Here is a 4,629-nt window from a genome sequence, read left to right on the forward strand (position 1 = left end):
TCCGCGTCGATGTCAGAGAGACGCAGCGAGGGTTCCAGAAGGATCTTCGCATTCGCTGCACGTCGATGGTCCGGCCACCTAGGTGGCCCTCAATTCCAGAGTGACGGGGTTCCTTCTTGCTGTTCAAGAGACACAAACCTGACACCTCCAGCACGGCCGCCAAGGGTCAGGCCACCCCGTCTCCGAAGACGGACAGCGTCCGGCCCGCAACATCCGGCAAGCCGGAGGGCGCCTCCACCACGACGCCATCAAGTGGACATGGTTCCATCTTCCCTTCAGGGCGTCCGGCCGCAACGCCTGCTGGTCAGGCTGGCACCATCACACCATCAAAGGATTCCACAAGCATGGGTCGCGCTCCCTTTCCTCCGACTCCCGGCACTCCCGCAACGGGGCCGACGCCCACAGCGGCCGCACCTCAGGGCGTCATGCCCGGCCAGCGTCCTTCAGCCGTCCACGCTCCCCGTGACGACCGCCGCACACTGGTTGTGGGCCGTGGCATCAGCGTTCAGGGCTCCGTGCAGGATGCCGAGCGTCTGGTTGTCGAAGGCACGGTCGAGTCCAGCATGATCAACGCCAAGGAGCTTTCGGTGGCTCCGGGCGGTCTGTTCCGTGGCGGTGTCGAAGTCGAAGACGCGGAAATCGCAGGAACGGTCGACGGGACGCTCACGGTTCGTGGCAGCCTGACCGTCGCAGCCACAGGCCGCCTACTCGGCAAGGCGACCTGCAAGCGCCTGCGTGTTGAAGACGGTGGCCAGATCACCGGTCAGCTGGAAATGCTGTCGGAAGCCGCCAAGGACAGCACCTCACCGTCCCCGAAAGCTGACTGACATCGATTTGCCTTCCGGTGCCGGAACAACCGTCCGGCATCCGAAGCGATCATTAGAAAAACCCGCCTTGATGGCGGGTTTTTCTATGTCATTGCCCTAAGACCAAAAAGGCGCGAACCCTACGGATCCGCGCCTTGTGCCATCATTCCATAGTGTATGTGACGCCGCGACCTAACTGTCGCGCCGATCCCGCAGCTTCACGTAAGCCAGCGCCGCGTGCTCCGCACAATACGGCTTGCCGGGCAAGGGCGTCGCGCCACAGAAATGAAACTCCGGCGTGCCCGGATCACCGATCGGCCAGCAGCAGCTTGCTCCACGCCGCCGCGGCTCCACACCGCTGGTCGTAGACGCCGGACGAAAGGCAGGACGAGGTGCTGCTTTCTTTTTGGGCGCATCACTCGCCGGCTTCTCTTCAAGAGCAACGTCTTCGGCAACGACCGGAACAGCCGCTTTCTTCTCCGCTACAGGCGATGGAGCAATGGGTGCAACCACTGTCTGAGCCACCTCAACCGCCGGCGGGGACACAACGGGAGCTTTCGTTACCGCTTCAGCTGGAGCAGCCGCTTTTTCCTCTGGCGCAGACGCTACAGAAACCACGCTTTCGCCATCAGCCGGCGTTTCTGTCTTTGTCGCACGACGTGAAGATACTTTTTTCTCACCGCTCTTCGCTGTCTTGGCATCCTGCCGCCGGATCGGAGACGGACGCGGCGGCAGGCCGAGCCTATGCGCCTTGCCCACCACCGCGTTCTTGGTGATGCCAAGCTGACGTCCGATTTCTGCCGTCGAAAGACCTTCCTGCCACAACGCCTTGAGGCGGCCTATCGTCTCGTCAGTCCATTCCATGACACGGTCTCCCAACATCGGAACGGTCGAGCCACTCCGCAATTACGGCGAACACATAGGGGTTTAACCCCGCACACTCAAGAAAGCCTTCACGGAATCCGGAGATCACGCCTCTTCCTGCCCATGGTTCAGGCAGAGCTGTCCTTTTTCCACTCCCAGCGAAAGCCGTCCTTCACACAACGCAAGTGCTTCCTTTCCAAACACTTCCGCCCGCCAGCCTGACAGAAGCGGCCCCGATGGATCGGGATCGAGCGCGAAAGCATCCAGATCATCACTGCTGGCGACAAGCTTGGGAGCGACATCGTGCCGCTCGCACTGATGCACCAGCAACACCTTCAGAAGCGCCACCAGAGCCGCGGGAGGTTTTGGACTGTCCTGCCCCTTGGCGCGCGTGGGACGGGGCAGCTCAGACTCTGGCAAGGCTTCAGCCTTTGCGATGACCTCCCTGAGTGCCGCCCCCATTTTTCCTTCGGCAAACCCACGCGACACACCGCGCACACGGGCCAGAGCCTCGGCCGTGTGCGGCACAGTCGCTGCGATCTCCAGAAGGCTTTCATCTTTCAACAGCCGTTGACGGGGAATATTTGCCGCCTGGGCTTCCTCCTCACGCCATGCCGCAATGGCACGAAGGATGCCCAGCATGCGCCGATTGCCCGTGCGTGCGCGCAGCTTCTCCCACTGCTTCTGCGGGTCCACACGCAACCGCGCCGGGTCTGCCATGGCGGCCTGCTCGGCCGCCACCCATTCCGTCCGACCTTCGCGTGCCAACTGCTTGACCAGCGCCTGATACACGAGCCGCAGCCACGTCACATCCGCTGCGGCATAAGCAAGCTGGGCTTCGGACAAAGGCCGCGCGGACCAGTCTGTGAAACGATGGCTCTTGTCGATCGCCGCTCCCGTGAGCGCGCCGACAAGATTGTCATATCCCACCTGATCGCCATAACCGGCCACCATGGCCGCCACTTGCGTGTCAAACACCGGCGAAGGCAGACGGTCAAAAAGATGGAGAAAGATTTCCATGTCCTGTCGGGCCGCATGGAAGACCTTCACCACATCACAGTTGTCAAACAGTTCCGCAAGCGGTGTCAGATCAAGGTCCGGAGCCAACGCGTCGATGAGCACGACCTCTTCACGCCCGGCCACCTGAACGAGGCACAGCTCAGGCCAGTACGTGCGTTCGCGCATGAACTCCGTGTCCACCGTCACAAACGGCTCGGACCGCAAGCGGGTCACGGTGGCGGACAGATCCTCGGATGTAGTCACAAGACGAGGAGCCGGAAAACTGTGCTTCGGAGTTCTTGCCATGAGCTTCCATACACAGACAGGCCGTGAAGCGGAAGAACCTGTCGGGTTGACCCACCTTTCCACCGGTGACACATCCCCGAAAACACGTCCTGATGGAGCCACCACATGACAACGAAGGACAACGGGACTGAGGCACTCACGCAACTCGGTCGCGCTACCCCCATGCCTGCCTCACCCGAAGAAGCCCAGCTTGAACGGGTTCCCGCCCCACATAAAGGCACACGCTACGTCGTGCGATTCACAGCGCCGGAGTTTACCTCCCTCTGCCCAGTGACGGGACAGCCCGATTTCGCGCATATCGTGATCGACTACATCCCGCGCGACTGGATCGTGGAGAGCAAGTCCCTCAAACTCTATCTCACCAGCTTCCGCAACCATGGAGCTTTCCACGAGGATTGCTCCGTCACCATCGCCAAGACACTTGTGGATCTCCTCGACCCGGAGTGGCTGAGAATCGGAGCCTATTGGTATCCGCGTGGCGGCATGCCCATCGACGTGTTCTGGCAGACAGGAACCCCGCCAGAAGGCGTGTGGATCCCAGATCAGGATGTACCGGGTTATCGAGGGCGCGGCTGATACTCTTTTTCTTAGGCACGCACTCAAAGAAAAACCCCGAAGCGACGTACCGCTTCGGGGTTCTAAACTTTACCGCTATAGATAAAGTGGATCAGGAATGATTGCCGCTGCCCGCGTCAATCTCCGCCTGCACCGACTGGATTTTCGCCATGAGCCCTTCCAGACGGGCAACATCGGTCTTGTCCGCCGCCCCCCAAGCCTCGGTCAATTCCTCCAGACGCGCCGTCGCCTCATCAATGGAAATTTCCGTAGCCGGCACGGCCTCATCCGCAAGAATGGTGCAGCGTGTTGGCGTCATATCCGCGAAACCGCCGCCAACGAAGTAACGCTCTTTCGGCGTCTCGCCATCATACAGCGTGACGATGCCGCCACGTAAAAGAAGCATCATGGGCGCATGCTCGGGCATGGCGGCGATGTCGCCCTCCTCACCCGGCATCACGACCATGTCCACGTCGCGGGACACCAGAACCTTTTCGGGGCTGATGATTTCGACCTTGATCGGCATTCTGAACGGTCCCTTCCGACGTACGCGGTCTTACGCCGCTTCCTTCATCTTTTCGGCCTTGGCGACCGCTTCCTCAATGGAGCCAACCATGTAGAAGGCACCTTCGGGAAGATCGTCATATTCGCCAGCCACAATCGCCTTGAACGAGCGAACGGTGTCTTCGAGCGCCACGAGCTTGCCCGGTGCACCGGTAAAGACCTCGGCCACATGGAACGGCTGCGACAGGAAGCGCTGGATACGACGCGCACGAGCAACGATCAGCTTGTCGTCTTCCGACAGTTCGTCCATGCCCAGGATCGCGATGATGTCCTGCAGTGACTTGTAGGTCTGCAGGATGCGCTGCACATCACGCGCAACCTTGTAATGCTCCTCGCCCACGATCTTCGGATCGAGCGAACGCGACGTGGAATCCAGCGGATCGACCGCAGGATAGATGCCCATTTCCGCGATCGAACGGTTCAGAACCGTCGTGGCGTCAAGATGCGCGAAGGTCGCGGCAGGAGCCGGGTCGGTCAGATCGTCGGCCGGCACGTAAACGGCCTGAACCGAGGTGATCGAACCCTTCTTCGTGGA

6 protein-coding genes are annotated in these 4,629 nt (G+C 60.9%); 2 read left to right on the forward strand and 4 right to left on the reverse strand.

What is annotated here, in order from left to right; all coding sequences use genetic code 11:
• Positions 1-119: 119 nt before the first annotated feature.
• Positions 120-827, forward strand: a complete 708-nt coding sequence (locus KUA11_RS16845) for a bactofilin family protein (protein ID WP_408744232.1) — start codon at positions 120-122, stop codon at positions 825-827.
• Positions 828-998: 171 nt separating this feature from the next.
• On the opposite strand, the gene KUA11_RS16850 is transcribed toward KUA11_RS16845, so the two are convergent.
• Both KUA11_RS16850 and rnd read right to left on the reverse strand, forming a co-directional pair.
• The gene (locus tag KUA11_RS16850; RefSeq protein ID WP_217412177.1) at positions 999-1,670 is read right to left on the reverse strand and encodes a GcrA family cell cycle regulator; all 672 of its coding nucleotides are present in this window, start codon (positions 1,668-1,670) and stop codon (positions 999-1,001) included.
• Positions 1,671-1,775: 105 nt separating this feature from the next.
• Positions 1,776-2,975 (reverse strand): ribonuclease D, encoded by a 1,200-nt coding sequence (gene rnd / locus KUA11_RS16855; protein ID WP_217412179.1) that lies wholly within the window; start codon positions 2,973-2,975, stop codon positions 1,776-1,778.
• Between the two features lie 105 nt (positions 2,976-3,080).
• Here rnd and queF point away from each other — a divergent pair, with 105 nt between their 5' ends.
• A complete protein-coding gene (gene queF, locus KUA11_RS16860) occupies positions 3,081-3,551 on the forward strand; it encodes a preQ(1) synthase (protein ID WP_217412181.1) in 471 nt (156 codons plus the stop codon).
• A gap of 91 nt (positions 3,552-3,642) precedes the next feature.
• Here the strand turns inward: queF and atpC are convergent, their stop codons facing one another.
• A complete protein-coding gene (gene atpC / locus KUA11_RS16865; RefSeq protein ID WP_217412183.1) occupies positions 3,643-4,056 on the reverse strand; it encodes an ATP synthase F1 subunit epsilon in 414 nt (137 codons plus the stop codon).
• Positions 4,057-4,086: 30 nt separating this feature from the next.
• On the reverse strand, positions 4,087-4,629 hold a 543-nt coding region (locus KUA11_RS16870; RefSeq protein ID WP_475638920.1), incomplete at its 5' end, for an ATP synthase beta subunit C-terminal domain-containing protein.

The sequence above is a fragment of the Acetobacter estunensis genome (assembly GCF_019083805.1).
GTDB classification, from domain to species: Bacteria; Pseudomonadota; Alphaproteobacteria; order Acetobacterales; family Acetobacteraceae; genus Acetobacter; species Acetobacter estunensis_A.

What these genes read in the sequence shown, in the direction of transcription:
- KUA11_RS16850 (WP_217412177.1), bottom strand. Translation starts at nt 1,670, where the DNA reads ATGGAATGGACTGACGAGACGATAGGCCGCCTCAAGGCGTTGTGGCAG.
- rnd (WP_217412179.1), bottom strand. Translation starts at nt 2,975, where the DNA reads ATGGCAAGAACTCCGAAGCACAGTTTTCCGGCTCCTCGTCTTGTGACT.
- queF (WP_217412181.1), top strand. Translation starts at nt 3,081, where the DNA reads ATGACAACGAAGGACAACGGGACTGAGGCACTCACGCAACTCGGTCGC.
- atpC (WP_217412183.1), bottom strand. Translation starts at nt 4,056, where the DNA reads ATGCCGATCAAGGTCGAAATCATCAGCCCCGAAAAGGTTCTGGTGTCC.